The organism is Chryseobacterium sp. (assembly GCF_045629545.1).
GTDB lineage: Bacteria > Bacteroidota > Bacteroidia > Flavobacteriales > Weeksellaceae > Chryseobacterium.
In genome coordinates, this window is record NZ_JAZQRK010000049.1 from 44692 (window position 1) to 60902 (window position 16211).

Annotated in this window: 14 protein-coding genes; 7 read left to right on the forward strand and 7 right to left on the reverse strand. The window is 34.9% G+C overall.

Annotated elements, in window-relative coordinates; genetic code table 11:
• Positions 1-56: 56 nt before the first annotated feature.
• From ACKI42_RS11780 to hutH, 6 genes are all read right to left on the reverse strand, one after another.
• Positions 57-1592 carry a phytoene desaturase family protein gene (locus ACKI42_RS11780; RefSeq protein WP_407405664.1) on the reverse strand — a complete coding sequence of 512 codons (1536 nt, stop codon included), beginning with the start codon at positions 1590-1592 and terminating at the stop codon, positions 57-59.
• A gap of 274 nt (positions 1593-1866) precedes the next feature.
• Positions 1867-2760: a lipid A biosynthesis acyltransferase gene (locus tag ACKI42_RS11785; protein ID WP_407405666.1), complete on the reverse strand. Its 894-nt coding sequence runs from the start codon at positions 2758-2760 to the stop codon at positions 1867-1869.
• 67 nt (positions 2761-2827) lie between these two features.
• Positions 2828-3079 (reverse strand): acyl carrier protein, encoded by a 252-nt coding sequence (locus ACKI42_RS11790; protein WP_407405668.1) that lies wholly within the window; start codon positions 3077-3079, stop codon positions 2828-2830.
• Between the two features lie 4 nt (positions 3080-3083).
• Complete coding sequence (locus tag ACKI42_RS11795; RefSeq protein WP_407405670.1) at positions 3084-4304, reverse strand: beta-ketoacyl-[acyl-carrier-protein] synthase family protein; 1221 nt, start codon at positions 4302-4304, stop codon at positions 3084-3086.
• A gap of 81 nt (positions 4305-4385) precedes the next feature.
• Positions 4386-5117, reverse strand: a complete 732-nt coding sequence (fabG, locus tag ACKI42_RS11800; protein ID WP_407405672.1) for a 3-oxoacyl-ACP reductase FabG — start codon at positions 5115-5117, stop codon at positions 4386-4388.
• Between the two features lie 43 nt (positions 5118-5160).
• A complete protein-coding gene (hutH, locus tag ACKI42_RS11805; RefSeq protein ID WP_407405674.1) occupies positions 5161-6681 on the reverse strand; it encodes a histidine ammonia-lyase in 1521 nt (506 codons plus the stop codon).
• Positions 6682-6769: 88 nt separating this feature from the next.
• Between hutH and ACKI42_RS11810 the strand changes: the two genes are divergently transcribed.
• Positions 6770-8011, forward strand: coding sequence for an NAD(P)/FAD-dependent oxidoreductase (locus ACKI42_RS11810; RefSeq protein WP_407405676.1), 1242 nt, complete (start codon positions 6770-6772; stop codon positions 8009-8011).
• Between the two features lie 125 nt (positions 8012-8136).
• Here ACKI42_RS11810 and ACKI42_RS11815 read toward each other — a convergent pair whose 3' ends face one another.
• Positions 8137-9438 (reverse strand): phenylacetate--CoA ligase family protein, encoded by a 1302-nt coding sequence (locus tag ACKI42_RS11815; protein ID WP_407405678.1) that lies wholly within the window; start codon positions 9436-9438, stop codon positions 8137-8139.
• Positions 9439-9660: 222 nt separating this feature from the next.
• Here ACKI42_RS11815 and ileS point away from each other — a divergent pair, with 222 nt between their 5' ends.
• The 6 genes from ileS to trpS all read left to right on the forward strand — a co-directional run bounded on the left by ileS (position 9661) and on the right by trpS (position 16208).
• Positions 9661-13050, forward strand: a complete 3390-nt coding sequence (gene ileS, locus ACKI42_RS11820) for an isoleucine--tRNA ligase (RefSeq protein ID WP_407405680.1) — start codon at positions 9661-9663, stop codon at positions 13048-13050.
• A 61-nt stretch (positions 13051-13111) separates the two neighbouring features.
• Positions 13112-13492, forward strand: a complete 381-nt coding sequence (locus tag ACKI42_RS11825; RefSeq protein ID WP_407405682.1) for a TraR/DksA family transcriptional regulator — start codon at positions 13112-13114, stop codon at positions 13490-13492.
• 149 nt (positions 13493-13641) lie between these two features.
• On the forward strand, positions 13642-13830 hold the full coding sequence (locus ACKI42_RS11830) for a hypothetical protein (protein WP_407405684.1): 189 nt from the start codon (positions 13642-13644) through the stop codon (positions 13828-13830).
• A 2-nt stretch (positions 13831-13832) separates the two neighbouring features.
• Complete coding sequence (locus tag ACKI42_RS11835; RefSeq protein WP_407405686.1) at positions 13833-14471, forward strand: lipoprotein signal peptidase; 639 nt, start codon at positions 13833-13835, stop codon at positions 14469-14471.
• A gap of 15 nt (positions 14472-14486) precedes the next feature.
• Positions 14487-15143, forward strand: coding sequence for a vancomycin high temperature exclusion protein (locus tag ACKI42_RS11840; protein ID WP_407405688.1), 657 nt, complete (start codon positions 14487-14489; stop codon positions 15141-15143).
• Positions 15144-15239: 96 nt separating this feature from the next.
• Positions 15240-16208, forward strand: a complete 969-nt coding sequence (gene trpS / locus ACKI42_RS11845) for a tryptophan--tRNA ligase (protein WP_407405690.1) — start codon at positions 15240-15242, stop codon at positions 16206-16208.
• The last annotated feature ends 3 nt before the right edge of the window (positions 16209-16211 follow it).

Here is a 16211-nt window from a genome sequence, read left to right on the forward strand (position 1 = left end):
AAAATGTATAACGCTTTTCTTCGTTATATCCAAATGCTGTAGCAAGATTTTTTAAATTATACTTGTTTCTCATAGTTAAAGAATTCGCTAAGCCGTAAGTCTATCACTTCTTTACCCAATATTTCAGCACAGGTATTAAATGCCCCGATAGTACAACCCAAAATGCCATGCATATTTACCGATTGCCCTGTAAGAAAGAGATTATCTATCTTGGTACGTGGCGAAACCATTGTTTTTATAGGGTTTTCGAAAGATTTCTTGTATCCGTACATATTTCCATCATAACTGCCGATATAATCTCGATAAGACAATGGTGATGATGTGTATACATTCTTTATAAAGCTTCTGATATTTGGGATTTTCTTTTCTATCGCAACTATCATTTGCTCGGCTTTTTTCAGCTTAAAATCTTCATACGCTACGCTTCTATTATTTTTTTCAGCGATAGTATTGTACGTATGTTCCCATTTTTTAACTTCCTCAAAATCCATATATGAAATTGCTGTTATACTTTCGGCAAATTCTGGATGAGTTTTGGAAGCTGTGCAAGAAAGCATATAGGTAGAAGGCCAATTTTCGGGTTGATATTTTGTAGCATTCCACACCATGTCTTTGGTAGTAAAATGATATCGATTATAATTAAAATAAGGTATTTCATTAGGTTTTAAAACAATATAAACACTGAAACAAGAAGTGGTAGGCTCCCAACTCATAATTCTGTTGTAGAACGACTTTCTCAGTCTATTTTCGCCAATAAGTTTTGCTACGTACCGTATTTCTATATTAGAAATAAAAGTATCTGCAAAATAGGTTTTTCCGTCTTTTGTTTGTACAGAAGTCACTTTATTTTCTTCATCAAAATTCATTGCAACTACTTCTGAATGTTTGAAGACATCTGCATTATATTCTCTAAGTTTTCTAATGAGCAATTTGGAAATCTGACTTCCACCTTTTGTACATTTGTAGGAACTTTGAATGTAAGAATTCACAGTAAGTGCATGTACATGAAACGGAATATCTTCAGAATTGCCTCCATACAAAAAATTAGAACCGAGAAGCACCGATTGTAAAGTTACATTGGAAGTAAGAGACTCTATAAATCTTCTAGTATTGAGATGAAGAATATCTTCATTGTACTCGTGTTTAGTTGATAAATTATAGCGTGGAAAATGATTACAGATGTACTGTATTTCTTTGCAATAGCGTTCTATATTCAGTTTTTCTTCTGGGAATATAGACGATAATTGTTGTACAAAATTGCGATAGCCTTGTGCATGTGGATAGTCTATAACATCACCATCAAATGAAATAATGTCGTAAGCATTAGCGTCCATCTGCTCCAATTCTAGTTGGTCTACAATTTCTAAATAAGAAAAATAATGATGAAGATTTTGCCCTTTTGTAAGTCCGCCCAGATAATGCACCCCTGTATCAAAAATAAGTTTGTCTCTAGAAAAAGTCTGCAAATTGCCTCCATATTGGTTGTTTTTTTCTAAAACACAGACTTTATAGCCTTCTTTCGCCATAATAAGTGCAGAAACAAGACCGCCTAATCCGCTTCCAATAACAAGTATATCGTAATTTTTTTTCAAGTGTTATATAGATTTTTTTGGAACACAATATTCCGTCTATTGGCTGTAAATTAAAGATATAAATTGAATTGCGAAAATTCTTTTTGAGGAAAAGTAGAATTTAATAGCTAATGTAAGACCTAGATTTTTCGGTAAATGAAATTAAATACAAAAACTACATATTGAGATGATGGTGAATAGGCAGCCCTACCTGAGTGGAGCTCTTTTTGTGTGGTTTGGAAAAACCGCACAAAAAAGCGGGAACGGAGGGAGGAAAAGCTGCTCCGAAAAAATATTACTCTTTGGAATCTACATCGTCCCAAAAATCGAAATAATTGAACCATTGCAGTGGATATTTCTGAATCATGGTCTCTAAATTTTGTACATAAGAGTCTAAAAGTCCTTTGGAATCTCGTTTTTTCACTTCTTTGGCAACTCGGGCATAGAGATGATAATGTAAATTTTTTTCTTTCATCACGTAGACATAAACCACGGGAACGCTGAGGCGCGACGCAATGTGGAAGGGACCAGCAGGAAATTTGGCGGTTTTGCCCAGAAGTTCGGATTCCAAAAATTTGGAACCTTGGAAATATCGATCGCCTGTAAAACAAATTAATTCGTTTTTTGTAAGGGCTTCATTAATCTGGAATATATGAGACATATCTTCCTTAACATAGATGAACTTGATGGTAGATTTTTCGGCAGAAACGCTCTCTAGGTATTCTTTGATAACGGTAACTTCTTGATCTGTGGTGACAAGATTGATCTGACAATCTAGATCGATATCGGCAAAAAAGTGCTCTGCAACCTCGAAGTTTCCGATATGAGCGCTGATGAGTACACCGCCTTTTTTTTGTTCTAAAAGTTGTTTAAGATTATCAATCCCATCAAATTCGTAGGTGAATTTGGAGCGCATGCCTGCAGAAATTGCAGTTTTATCGATAAGTACTCTCCCAAATACCAAATAACTTTTGAGAACGGAAAATTTAGCTTTCCATGGGCTGTATTGAAGTCTTTTTTTGAAATAATAAAATATATACCGATTGCTCTTAGTAAGAAATAAGAAATAGTAGGTGGAAACGAAATACAATACAAAATAGGCTGCTCTAACGCCAAGATTCTTGATGCACCAAACGAATATTCGGTAACCCAGAATAGTACCTTTAGATTTGCCTTTCCACTTGTTCATACTAATAATTTTACGTTCCAACGGCTCTCAATCTTATAGAATAGAAAGCTGTTGAATTGTAGAAATGCTATATTTTTGCTGCGATTTTGTCTTCTATCGCTTTATAAAAATCATTGAAGGTAACGATGCTTTTGAAATCTGCTTCTCCTAATTTCACTCCGAAATTGGACTCGATAATTACCACCAAATCTATATAATCCAAACTGTCTAACCCCAAAGTCTTTTTGAAATTAGCCTCGTCGGTAATTTCCTCACCATCAACCTCGAACTCGTTAATTAAAAAATCATTAGCAATGGCAACAATTTTTTCTCTTTCCATGTGTTTATTTAAATTTTTTAACAATCAGTGCAGAATTGGTTCCCCCAAATCCGAAAGAATTCGACAAAAATACATCAATTTTTTGATTTTTTGTTTCTGTGATTAAATTTATATTTTTTGCGTCCTCATCTGGTTTTTCTAAATTGATATTGGGTGCAATAAAATTATGATGCATCATTAATAAAGAATAAATAACCTCACTAGCACCTGCCATCCAACACTCGTGGCCGGTCATAGATTTTGTAGAACTTACCGGTATTTCGCTTCCGAAAATCTGATGGATGGCTTTTGCCTCGTTAGCATCACCAATTGGCGTAGAAGTAGCGTGCGCATTGATATAATCTATATCTTTTGCTTGTAAACCCGATTGCTCTAGCGCACGTTTCATCGCCAATGTTGGCCCTTCTACATTGGGCGTAGAGATATGTCCACCATTAGAGGAAAAACCGTATCCAATAATTTCTCCCAATATATGGGCGCCTCTTTTCTGTGCAGATGCTAAACTTTCTACAATAAGGCTAGCTGCTCCCCCACTTGGGATCAACCCATCTCGATCGGCATCAAATGGTCTTGAAGCTTGATGAGGAGCTTTTTCGCGTGTAGAAAAAACACCCAGTCCGTCAAAACTTGCCATAGAATATTTGTTGGTTTCTTGCGCTCCGCCACATAAAATAATATCTTGAAAACCATTTTTAATCATCATATAGGCTAAGCCCAAAGAGTGCGATCCACTAGCGCAGGCTGCACTGATAGTAAGATTTATCCCTCTAAGCTTGAACAGGGTGGATAAATTCATGGTAACGGTAGAATTCATAGATTTGAATATCGCCCCCGAACCTATAAGGGTAGTATCTTTTTTGTCTCTGGCGATATCTATAGATTCTACCACGGCCTGAGAAACACTATCATTACCGTATAAGATGCCAACTTCATTTTGATCTAGAAAATCTTGGTCTATATTTGCTTGTTTTAATGCGTCTAAAGTGGCAAGATAAGCATATTCGCTTTCCTCACCCATACTGATGCGCTGTCTTCTATTGAGTAAATTTTTGAGATCTGGCTTGGGTACAACACCTGTAAGACTAGATCTGAAACCAAATTCTTTTCGGTCTTGGTCTAGTACAATACCAGATTTTCCTTGGTACAAAGATTCTTTCACCTCATCAAGAGAAATCCCAATGCAAGAATAGATGCCCATCCCCGTAATAACTACTCTATTGTCCATGTTTTTCAAATTTAACAATGTATCAGTTTACCCGATTAACAATCTTTAAATTGAATCAATATTATTAGATTGCCCTACTAATTAAGAGTAAATACCTCCGTTAATATTAATTACTTCGCCCGTGATATAAGATGCCTTTTTTGAGGCTAAAAACGCCACAAGATCTGCTACTTCCTCAGCTTCACCAAATCGGTTGGCAGGAATCATCGCTTTTAATTCGGACTCATCAAACTCTTGAGTCATATCTGTTTTTATAAAACCTGGTGCCACAGCATTCACGGTAATATTTCTTTTGGCTATTTCTTGTGCTAAAGCTTTTGTTGCTGCAACTAATGCTCCTTTTGCTGCAGAATAATTGGTTTGTCCTGCAGTTCCTTTTAGCCCAGAAACAGAAACCATATTGATAATTCTACCGTATTTATTTCTTAGTAATTTCTGAATAAAGAAATTGGTCACATTAAAGAAACCATTCAGACTGGTATTGATAACAGCATTCCAATCTTCGCTTTTCATCCACATAAATAAACCATCTCTGGTAATACCCGCATTATTTATGATTACTTCTACTATAGCATTGGGATTATTAGATTGCCAATTTTCTAACACAGCAATCGTTTCCTCAGCATTACCTACATCAAATTTTAGGATTTCCCCAGTAGAACCCAAAGATTCTACTTGCGATAAAGTATTTAATGCGGCAGCCTCATTAGATGAATAATTAATAAGAATATGATAATTTTTTTCCTCAGCCAATTTTATACAGATTGCTTTACCAATCCCTCTAGAACCGCCTGTAATAATGGCACATTTCATTCTTTTTTTAAATTTTAAAATTAATAAACCTGCTCTGTCAAAATTATTTCGACTTGAGGTATTTCTTCACGTCCTCTAAGTAAGGATACATTACCATATCACTAGAAAAAGTAGGAATGATTTTTCTTATATCGTCATACATTGTTTTAGTAGCAGTAGATACTTGGTCTTTGTATCCAAGATAATCGATTGCCTGAACCACAGTTATAGCTTCAATAGCCAATACTTCAAAAGCATTATCTATTACTTTTCTACAAATCACCGCTGCATTGGTTCCCATACTTACAATATCCTGATTATCGTTATTATTTGGGATACTGTGTACATACATTGGATTAGATAGCATTTGGCTTTCTGCTGTAGTGGACGTTGCGGTGAATTGCACTCCTTGCATGCCAAAGTTGAAACCTAATTTGCCCAAATTTACAAAAGGCGGCAAGATTTCATTAATTTTATAATTCAGTAGATAGTTCAGCTGTCTTTCTGCAAGCATCGTTAGTTTGGTCACCACAATCTTTAGTTTATCCATCTCTAAAGAGATATAATCTCCGTGGAAATTTCCTCCATGATAAACCTGCTGTTCTGCAACATTGATAATGGGATTATCATTAGCAGAATTGATTTCGTTTTCTAATATTTTTTCTGTGTACTCTAAAGTATCCAAAATGGGACCCAAAATCTGAGGTACACATCTGATAGAATAATATTCTTGAACTTTATCTTTAAAAACCTTTTCTTGCTCTTCAAAATGAGTGTACAAATGATCTGCCCTCTTACGGATCAACTTGCTATCAGACAAATGCTCGCGCATTTTTGCCGCAATTTTTTGTTGTCCCAAATGCAATTTAGTGCCATTCAGAGACTCTGATAGATGATCATCGTAAGCTTGTACAATCTCGTTGATAGCACAAGACAATTGGATCGATATATCGATCACCTGATTGGCTTTATAAGCATTCACAATCCCGATTCCCGACATTACCGAAGTCCCATTCATCAAGGCTAAACCTTCACGTATTTCTACTTTAATAGGCTCTAAGCCTTCTATAGCAAAAATTTCTTGGGTAGATTTTCTTTCCCCTTTGTAGAAAACTTCACCTTCACCTATCAGTACCAAGGCAAGATGCGCCAATTGTACAAGATCTCCACTAGCACCTACACCACCATGTTCGAATATAAGAGGTGTTATATCTCTATTGATGAGTTCTTTTAAAAGTAAGATTACAGACTCATGCACTCCAGAATTCCCCAAAGACAAGGTGTTGAGCCTTGCCAACATGCATGCTTTTACCTCATCAGAGGGTAATGGATTTCCTATCCCGGAAGAGTGACTTCTAATTAAATTGTATTGTAACTGATGGGTGTCTTCATCACTTATCTTAAATTGTGCCATCGGCCCGAAACCCGTATTAACACCATATATTACTTTATTTTTTGAAAATTCTTTTAGAAATTGAAAACTTTCGTTTACTCTTTCAACCAAGTTTTCTTCAAGTTCTATTTTTTCATTTTGAGTGATAATCTTCTGAAAATCTTTAAGTTCTAAAAAGTTTTTTATTTTCATCTATTTAAAGTAATTTTATACAATCTTAATTATTTGTCTGTAATTTTGTAACAAAGATATAAGTTATTATTAAAATAAAAAATCAAAGATGGGTAAAGAATTTGTTGATGTTCTTGTCATTGGTGCTGGGCCCTCAGGATGCGTTTCTTCCTCTTTTTTAAAGAAGAACAATCTCAAGGTAAAAGTAGTGGAGAAGACCAAATTTCCTAGAATTGTTGTAGGAGAAAGCCTAATACCTAGAGTGATGGATCATTTTGAAGAAGCCGGGCTTTTGCCTGCGCTGGATCTGATGAAATTTGAAAAAAAATGGGGCGCTCGTTTTTTGAGAGGTGATGACGTTTGTATTTTTGATTTTAGCGAAAAATTTGGTACTGGATGGGATTGGACTTGGCAGGTTCCCAGAGCAGATTTCGACCAAACACTTGCGCAAGAAGTAATTAAAAAAGGGGTTGACCTAGAATTTGAGACGGAAGTTATAGCCATACAATTTGAAGGAACAGATTCTATTACTACCGTTAAAAATAAAAACGGAGAAACCAAAGAAATTCATGCAAAGTTCGTGATTGATTCTAGTGGATATGGTAGAGTTTTACCAAGACTTTTAGATCTTGAAAAACCATCAGTATTATCTCCACATTCTGCCATTTTCTCTCATGTAAAAGATGTAAACAGAGCCGAAGGACAAGAAGGAACTTTGATATCATTTGATATTATAGAAATTGAAGTTTGGCTTTGGGTGATTCCATTTTCTGATGGAAATACGAGTATTGGGATTGTAGGACCAACCGAATATATTGAAAAATTATCCGAAAACGGAGACACTACAGAAGCCCTGCGCAAGGCAATTTCGTTATCAGATTATTATGTGAAAAGATTTAGTGAGGTAGATTTCTTATTTGAACCTAGACATCTTAAAGATTATTCTTGCGCAGTAAAGAAAATATATGGTGACGGTTTTGCCCTTACCGGTAATGCCGCAGAATTTCTAGATCCTGTTTTCTCTTCTGGGATGGCATTCGCTACAGAATCTGGTATGCTTTCGGCTAAATTAGCGATTAGACAGCTTAATGGTGAAGTGGTAGATTGGGAAAAAGAATATTCCGAATATATCCTTTATGGTGTTCGCGTTTTTACCACTTATATTAAAGAATGGTATACCGGAAATCTTCAGGAATTATTTTTCCACAGACCAGAAAACGACGACATCAAAAGAAAAATATGCGCCGTACTTGCAGGATACGTTTGGAATAAAGAAAATCCATTTGTGAAGAAGCACGATACAGTGATAAAAAATCTTGCTAACCTTATAAAATCTGAAAAGTCATTATAAATAAAAAGGGTCTGAATAATCTTCACACCCTTTTTTAATATTTTGATGCTAGTTTATTTTCTTATTATAAATTTTTCGTTATTAAAATTTTAATGTTGATTAAATAATCAAAATATTCTATTTTTTTATCTTAAATCTACAAAAGTAATTGGTTTTCTGCTTTTTGGATTGAAAACAATTTTAGACAATACCTCAAAATCTACCGTTTCAATTTTCGGACTTACCCTTAATTTTGCACGAAAATGATCTCTTATTGCGGTGACAAATTGCTCTTCAGAGTTTTCTAAGCTTACTTTTATAATAATTTCGTCTAAACCAATTTCGTTAGAAATGATAACAATTTGGTAGCACAAGATCCCCTGAAAATCATTTAAAATATCATTCATTGCGGGTGGATATAAAGTAGTTCCTTTATATTTTATCATGTGTTGCTTCCTCCCAATTACAGGCCCTAGACGCATCGTCGTTCGTCCACAAGCACAAGGTTCAGTATGCGATTTCACGATATCGCCCGTTTTAAATCTTAATAATGGCATGGCTTGTACTCCTAATGTAGTAATGGTAAGCTCGCCACTTTCGCCTTCTTGCACAGGATTATTATCATTATCCAAGATCTCTGCAATAATGAGTTCTGGATGGTGATGTCCTCCTTTTTGATACTCGCACTCCGTGAAAGCAGTGCTCATCTCCGTAGATGCATAGGTGGAAAACAACTGGATATCCCATTTTTCTTTTATCTTTTGAGATAAAATATTATCTGTGAAATCCTGATCTTTTATTCCCTCACCAATACAAACAGCGCCATAAATACTAGAATTTTTATAATCTATGCCGTTTTTTTCGGCATAATCTATCATTTTAAGCAAAAACGAAGGTACAGTAATCAGATATTTGGGTTGATATCTAAAAATAGAATCCCATTGCAATTCTGGAATTCCTGGTCCCATTCTAATAACGCTCGCTCCCATTTTTCTCAATCCTAAAAAATAAGCTAACCCCGCCATGAATCTTTTATCAATGGTGGTTATCATCTGTACTACATCACCTTTTCTTATCCCTGCACAAGCAAAAGAAATTGCTTCATTATAGGCAAGTCTTTCTAAATCTTGATCTGACAAACCAAATGTAACTGGATCTCCTAATGTGCCTGAAGTGGTGCTATAGTCAACAATATCATGAGAAGGGATGCAAAAAAAATCTTGATTGTGCTTTTGCAAATCGTCTTTAGTGGTGACAGGAAGTTGTACCAAATCTTCTAATGTTTGAATATCATCAATACGGATATTTACAGCTTCAAATAATTGCTTGTAAAAAGGCGAATGTTGTCTGATATAGGAAAGGGTTTCTAGAAGTTTTTGCTCCTGAAGAATTTTAATTTCCTGAATTTCTGATTTTTCGATTGTGGGATAAAGTTCCAAGTTGGTCATTTTAAGAAACAAATTTATTAAATCTTACATAGACTTAGCTGTTTATTTCTGTTTCATTTACGAGGAAATTGTTTAAATATAATTTAGAGGGTGATGAGTAGATAAATATGATTTTGATTTTGAAGATTTTAAAGTGATACCCTCAAATAAAACATATCTTATAAACCGACAAAATTTGCTAAATTTGCTAACTTGATTAATCAACGAATTTGAGAAAATACAATGAGCCAATTTAAAGAATATAAAAACCTTAATCTGATAGATGTTGCCGAAAATGTTTCGGAATTCTGGAAAATCAATAACACCTTTGCCAAAAGTGTAGAAACTCGTGAGGGAAATCCTGAGTTTGTTTTTTATGAAGGTCCACCTTCTGCAAACGGAATGCCTGGGATTCACCACGTTATGGCGAGAGCTCTTAAAGATATTTTCTGCCGTTACCAAACACAAAATGGGAAACAAGTTTTCCGTAAGGCAGGTTGGGATACGCATGGTCTTCCTGTAGAATTGGGAGTAGAAAAAGAATTAGGAATCACTAAAGAAGATATTGGCAAAAAAATCTCTATCGAAGATTACAACAAAGCGTGCCGTGAAGCGGTAATGCGTTATACTGATGTTTGGAATCATCTTACCGAAAAAATTGGGTATTGGGTAGATCTAGAAGATCCTTACATCACGTACAAATCCAAATATATGGAAACGGTTTGGTGGTTGCTAAAACAATTGTATAGCAAAGAATTGTTGTACAAAGGGTACACCATACAACCTTATTCTCCAAAAGCAGGAACAGGACTCTCCTCACATGAGCTGAATCAGCCAGGAACGTATCGTGATGTTACAGATACTACAATTGTAGCTCAATTTAAAGCAAAAAAAGAAAGCTCTACTTTGTTTCATGAAGTAGAGGGTGACGTAAGTATACTTGCTTGGACCACTACCCCATGGACACTACCTTCTAATACAGCTTTGGCAGTGGGTAGAGATATAGAATATGTATTGGTAAAAACATTCAATCAATATACTTTTGAACCTATCACCGTAGTTTTGGCAAGAGTTCTACTAGAGAAAAACTTTGGTAAAAAATATGCAGAAGGTACAGCAGAAGATTTCGCAAACTATACTTCTAGTAGTAAAGTAATACCTTATCAAATTCTAAAAGAATTTACTGGTGAAAAATTAGAAGGAACTCAGTATGAACAATTGATCCATTGGTTCACTCCGAACGATACTCCAGACCAAGCATTCAGAGTTATTATTGGAGATTTTGTAACTACAGAAGATGGTACAGGTATCGTACACATTGCGCCTACATTTGGTGCAGATGATGCAAGAGTAGCAAAAGATGCTGGCGTGCCTCCAATGTTGGTGAAGGACGAAAATGATAATTTGGTTCCTTTGGTAGACCTTCAGGGTAAATTTATCGCTGGTGAAAACGTACCTGAAATATTTGCTGCAAAATATATTAAAAACGAATATTATGACGAAGGTGCAGCCCCAGAAAAATCTTGGGATGTTGAGTTGGCAATTCTTCTGAAAACTGAAAACAAAGCCTTTAAAGTAGAAAAATACGTACACAGTTATCCTCATTGTTGGAGAACAGACAAACCAGTACTTTACTATCCGCTAGATTCTTGGTTTGTAAAAATGACCGCTGTAAAAGAACGTTTAGTAGACCTGAATAAAGGAATCAACTGGAAACCAAAAGCAACGGGTGAGGGCCGATTTGCCAATTGGCTAGAAAATGTGAACGATTGGAATCTATCTCGTTCTAGATATTGGGGAATCCCATTGCCAATTTGGAGAACTGAAGACTCTAAAGAAGAAATCATCATTGGTTCTGTTGAAGAATTGTACAACGAAATAGAAAAATCTATTGCTGCTGGATTGATGAGTAAAAATCCATTCGAAGGATTCAAAATTGGAGATATGTCTGAGGAAAACTATGACCTTATCGATCTTCATAAAAATATCGTGGACAAAGTGGTATTGGTTTCAAATTCTGGACAACCTATGATTAGAGAAACTGACCTTATTGACGTTTGGTTCGACTCTGGTTCTATGCCTTACGCACAATTGCACTACCCTTTCGAGAATAAAGAATTAATAGATAATAATAAAGCATTCCCTGCAGATTTTATTGCAGAAGGAGTAGATCAAACTCGTGGTTGGTTCTATACATTACACGCAATTGGTACAGCAGTTTTCGATTCTGTAGCCTACAAAAATGTAATGAGTAACGGACTTGTACTAGACAAAAACGGACAAAAAATGTCTAAGCGTCTAGGAAATGCTGTAGATCCGTTCGAAACTTTAGGAAATTACGGTCCAGATGCTACGCGTTGGTACATGATTTCTAATGCAAACCCTTGGGAAAATCTAAAATTTGATACGGAAGGTATTGATGAGGTAAGAAGAAAATTCTTCGGAACTTTATACAACACGTATTCATTCTTTATCCTTTATGCTAACGTAGATGGTTTCAAATATGCCGAAAAAGATATTGAAGATAGACCAGAAATAGACCGTTGGATTTTATCTGAATTAAATCTTTTAATAAAAGAAGTAAAAGCATTCTACGAAGATTACGAGCCTACAAGAGTAGCAAGATCGATCAGTAATTTCGTTAATGATAACTTGAGTAACTGGTATGTAAGATTATGCAGAAGACGTTTTTGGAAGGGAGATTATTCTGATGACAAAATTTCTGCTTACCAAACTTTATATACTTGCCTTGAAACTATTGCTAAATTATCGGCTCCTATTGCTCCGTTCTTTATGGATCAGCTTTTCCAGGATCTGAATGCAGTAACAGGTAAAGATAAAAACGAATCTGTACACCTTACAGATTTCCCAGTAGCTAATGAAGCGCTTATCGACTTAGATTTGGTAGAAACTACTCATTTGGCTCAGCAAATTACAAGTATGGTGTTTTCTCTAAGAAAGAAAGAGAATATGAAAGTGCGTCAACCTTTACAAAAAGTGTTGATTCCTGTACTAGATGCTAAGACAGAAAAACAAATTTTAGCCGTATCAGAGCTTATAAAGCAAGAGGTAAATGTGAAAGAACTCCAACTTATCAATGCTGAAGAAGCTTCTCACCTTATCATCAAGCAGGTGAAACCCAACTTCAAGGCACTAGGATCTAGACTAGGAAAAGACATGAAGGCAGTAGGTGGCGAAATTGCCAACTTTACTGCAGAACATATCGCTACTCTAGAAAAAGAAGGCAAAATAGAGGTACAAGGATACGAAATAACGACAGCAGATGTAGAAATTTCTACCAAAGATATCCCAGGTTGGACTGTAACTTCGGACGGAAAAACAACTGTGGCATTAGATTTGACGCTAACAGAAGAGTTAAAATCTGAAGGGATTGCTAGAGAGTTTATCAATAGAGTACAAAACATCAGAAAAGAGAAGAATTTTGATCTAACTGATAAGATAACTATCAGTTTGGAAGAGAAATCAACTTTTATTGATCAAATAATGAAAAATGAGGCATATATTTCTTCTGAAGTATTGTCAAATAAGATAGAAATTGTATCTTCACTTTCAAATTTTAACGAAATTGACATCGATGAGGTCAATTTTAAAGTGAATGTTGAAAAAATTTAATATGTAGCGTATTGTTTTTTTTTGAATTTCAATTAATAATTTAATTAAAAAGATAAGTAACATGCAAGACGAGAGAGTAAGATACAGCGATGCTGATTTACAGGAATTCAAATTAATAATAAAAGATAAAATAGAGAAAGCAGAAAAAGATTTGCAACTCATTAGAGAAAGTTTTATCAACGACCAGAATAATGGAACAGATGATACTTCACCTACCTTTAAAGCTTTTGAAGAAGGTGCAGAAACTCTTAGTAAAGAGCAAAATTCAATTTTGGCAGGTAGACAAGAAAAATTTGTTCGCGATCTCAGAAATGCTCTCATTAGAATAGAAAATAAAACCTACGGTGTATGTAGAGTAACAGGAAAACTGATCCCGAAAGATAGACTTCTGGCTGTTCCTCACGCTACCTTAAGTATAGAGGCAAAAAATATGCAGAGATAATACCTGTACTATTTTTTAATTTTAAACAAAAATTGGGTTTATAGAATGTTAACGTAACATTTTTGTAAACCTGATTTTTAATTTTATATAAATACAACTTTAAAAAAGAGTGATTTTCCTTTTTTATAAAAAACAACAATCAATACATAATGGAATCTATTATAGTACATACTAAAAATGCAATGGAACTTTCCGCACTAAGAACAGTGCTAAAAGATATGAATATCGAGTTTGAAAAATTCCATACCAAAAATGTTTTTCACAACAAGAAAACGATACAAAAAGTTATTAGCAAAAAAAATGAAAAAATAGGTAAACCATTTAAACCAAAAGGATAATCATGAAAAAGATTATTGCGATCACTCTTATTATATTATTAATAGATCAAATATCTAAAATATACATAAAAACCAATTTTCAAGTTAACGATTTTGTATCTATAATGCCTGGCTTCAAACTTACTTTTGTAGAGAATCCTGGGATGGCTTATGGATTTCATTTTGGAGGAATTATTGGTAAATATTTTTTGGTAATTGTAAGAATCTTCCTGATTGGAGGAATGGTGTATCTCTTCAAAAATTGGCTACAAAGAGGAGAATCCAATTACTTGATCATCCCAATGTCGATGATTTTTGCCGGTGCTATAGGAAATTTAATCGATGGAATGTTCTACGGGCTTATTTTTGATAGTGGAACGGTATATGACGAAAGCATCGACCAATGGATTGGATATGGTGGAATTTCTAAATTAGTACCATTTGGACAAGGCTATTCTTCTTTCATGAGAGGTTGTGTAGTTGATATGCTACATTTCCCATTGGTAGATTTTACTTTACCAGATAGTTGGCCAGTTATTGGTGGTAAACATATAGAGTTTTTTAAATATATCTTCAATGTAGCAGATTCTGCCATTACCGTAGGAGCAGCATTTTTATTAATATTTAGAAAGAAAGCATTTCCTAATGGACTAGAATTCTAGAAAATATAAAAGACAATGAAACTATCTTTTAAAAATAGTATTAAAATATTCCTGCTGCTTATCGTAGCAGGAATACTTTTTATTGCATTTGCCAATTACAATATTAGGAAGGAAAGTGATCCTTATTTGTACGATAAAATCGTAGAACTAGCAGAAGTACCTGTACCCAAGACAGCTTTACTTTTGGGAACTAGTAGAACGCTGAGTGATGGACGAAAAAATTTGTATTTCTACTATCGCATAGAAGCTGCAGTAGAACTCTATAAAAGTGGAAAAATAAATAACATCATCGTAAGTGGAGATAATGGTAAGAAAAGCTATAACGAACCAGAAGATATGCAGCTCACACTGATGGAATACGGGATTCCGGAGGATAAAATATTTTTAGACTTTGCCGGTTTTAGAACTCTGGATTCTGTAGTTAGAGCAAAAACAATTTTCGGACAAAATCAACTTATTATAATTTCTCAGAAATTTCATAATGAGCGTGCTGTATTTTTAGCAAGAAAAAACGGCATCCAAGCTTTGGGATATAACGCCACAGACGTCAACAAACAAATGGGACTGAAAACCAATACCAGAGAATATCTAGCGAAGGCAAAAGTATATTGGGATCTTATATTGGGTGTAAAACCGAAATTTGGAGGTGATAAAGTAGTGATTCCACAATAGAAAACACAGTGTGGCAATATCATTCTATTTGTAATAGGAATTAAATAGAATCTCGTAAATTTGTCAATCAAATTATTTTTATAAAATCAACAATCAATGTCAAGAATTCTTACCGGCATACAAGCCACCGGAACACCGCATCTTGGTAACTTACTAGGTGCTATCATCCCTGCTATAGAGCTTTCTAAGCAAGAGGGAAACGAGTCTTTTTTATTCATAGCCAACCTGCATTCTCTTACTCAGATAAAAGATGCTAAAGAGCTAAAACAAAATACTTACGAAATTGCTGCGGCTTGGCTTGCTTGCGGCGTTGATACGGAGAAAACTTTTTTCTACAGACAAAGCGATATCCCAGAAACGTGCGAATTATCTTGGCATTTATCATGTTTCTTCCCTTACCAAAGATTAACGCTAGCACACTCTTTCAAAGATAAGGCAGACCGTTTGCAAGATGTAAATGCAGGTTTGTTTTCTTATCCTATTTTGATGGCTGCAGATATCCTATTGTACGATGCAGAAGTAGTACCTGTAGGAAAAGACCAATTGCAACATCTAGAGATTGCCCGCGATGTGGCGTCTAGGTTTAATAACCAAATGGGTGAAGTTTTGTTATTGCCACAAGCAGAACTTCAAGAAAACACCAAGTATGTACCAGGCATAGATGGTCACAAAATGTCTAAATCTAGAGGAAACATCATCAATATTTTCTTACCAGAAAAACAATTGAAAAAACAGGTAATGAGTATAGAAACAGATTCTAAATCTCTAGAAGACCCAAAAGATCCTACTACAGACAAAACATTTGCTATTTTCGAGCTTATTGCAACCCCAGAACAAACCGAAGAACTTCGTGCAAAATACCTTGCAGGTAATTTTGGGTACGGACATGCAAAACTAGAATTGCTGAACCTTATTCTTACAAGATTTGAAAAAGAAAGAGAATTGTTCTCTTACTACATGGATAATCTTGATGTATTGGAAGAAAAACTTCAAGAAGGAGCCAAAAAAACTAGAGTAATTGCTAATGATACCATAAAAAGAGTAAGGGTGAGTTTAGGAGTTTAGAAT

What these genes read in the sequence shown, in the direction of transcription:
- ACKI42_RS11825 (WP_407405682.1), top strand. Translation starts at nt 13,112, where the DNA reads ATGCAAGACGAGAGAGTAAGATACAGCGATGCTGATTTACAGGAATTC.
- ACKI42_RS11810 (WP_407405676.1), top strand. Translation starts at nt 6,770, where the DNA reads ATGGGTAAAGAATTTGTTGATGTTCTTGTCATTGGTGCTGGGCCCTCA.
- trpS (WP_407405690.1), top strand. Translation starts at nt 15,240, where the DNA reads ATGTCAAGAATTCTTACCGGCATACAAGCCACCGGAACACCGCATCTT.
- ACKI42_RS11835 (WP_407405686.1), top strand. Translation starts at nt 13,833, where the DNA reads ATGAAAAAGATTATTGCGATCACTCTTATTATATTATTAATAGATCAA.
- ACKI42_RS11830 (WP_407405684.1), top strand. Translation starts at nt 13,642, where the DNA reads ATGGAATCTATTATAGTACATACTAAAAATGCAATGGAACTTTCCGCA.
- ACKI42_RS11815 (WP_407405678.1), bottom strand. Translation starts at nt 9,438, where the DNA reads ATGACCAACTTGGAACTTTATCCCACAATCGAAAAATCAGAAATTCAG.
- ileS (WP_407405680.1), top strand. Translation starts at nt 9,661, where the DNA reads ATGAGCCAATTTAAAGAATATAAAAACCTTAATCTGATAGATGTTGCC.
- ACKI42_RS11785 (WP_407405666.1), bottom strand. Translation starts at nt 2,760, where the DNA reads ATGAACAAGTGGAAAGGCAAATCTAAAGGTACTATTCTGGGTTACCGA.
- ACKI42_RS11840 (WP_407405688.1), top strand. Translation starts at nt 14,487, where the DNA reads ATGAAACTATCTTTTAAAAATAGTATTAAAATATTCCTGCTGCTTATC.
- fabG (WP_407405672.1), bottom strand. Translation starts at nt 5,117, where the DNA reads ATGAAATGTGCCATTATTACAGGCGGTTCTAGAGGGATTGGTAAAGCA.
- hutH (WP_407405674.1), bottom strand. Translation starts at nt 6,681, where the DNA reads ATGAAAATAAAAAACTTTTTAGAACTTAAAGATTTTCAGAAGATTATC.
- ACKI42_RS11790 (WP_407405668.1), bottom strand. Translation starts at nt 3,079, where the DNA reads ATGGAAAGAGAAAAAATTGTTGCCATTGCTAATGATTTTTTAATTAAC.
- ACKI42_RS11795 (WP_407405670.1), bottom strand. Translation starts at nt 4,304, where the DNA reads ATGGACAATAGAGTAGTTATTACGGGGATGGGCATCTATTCTTGCATT.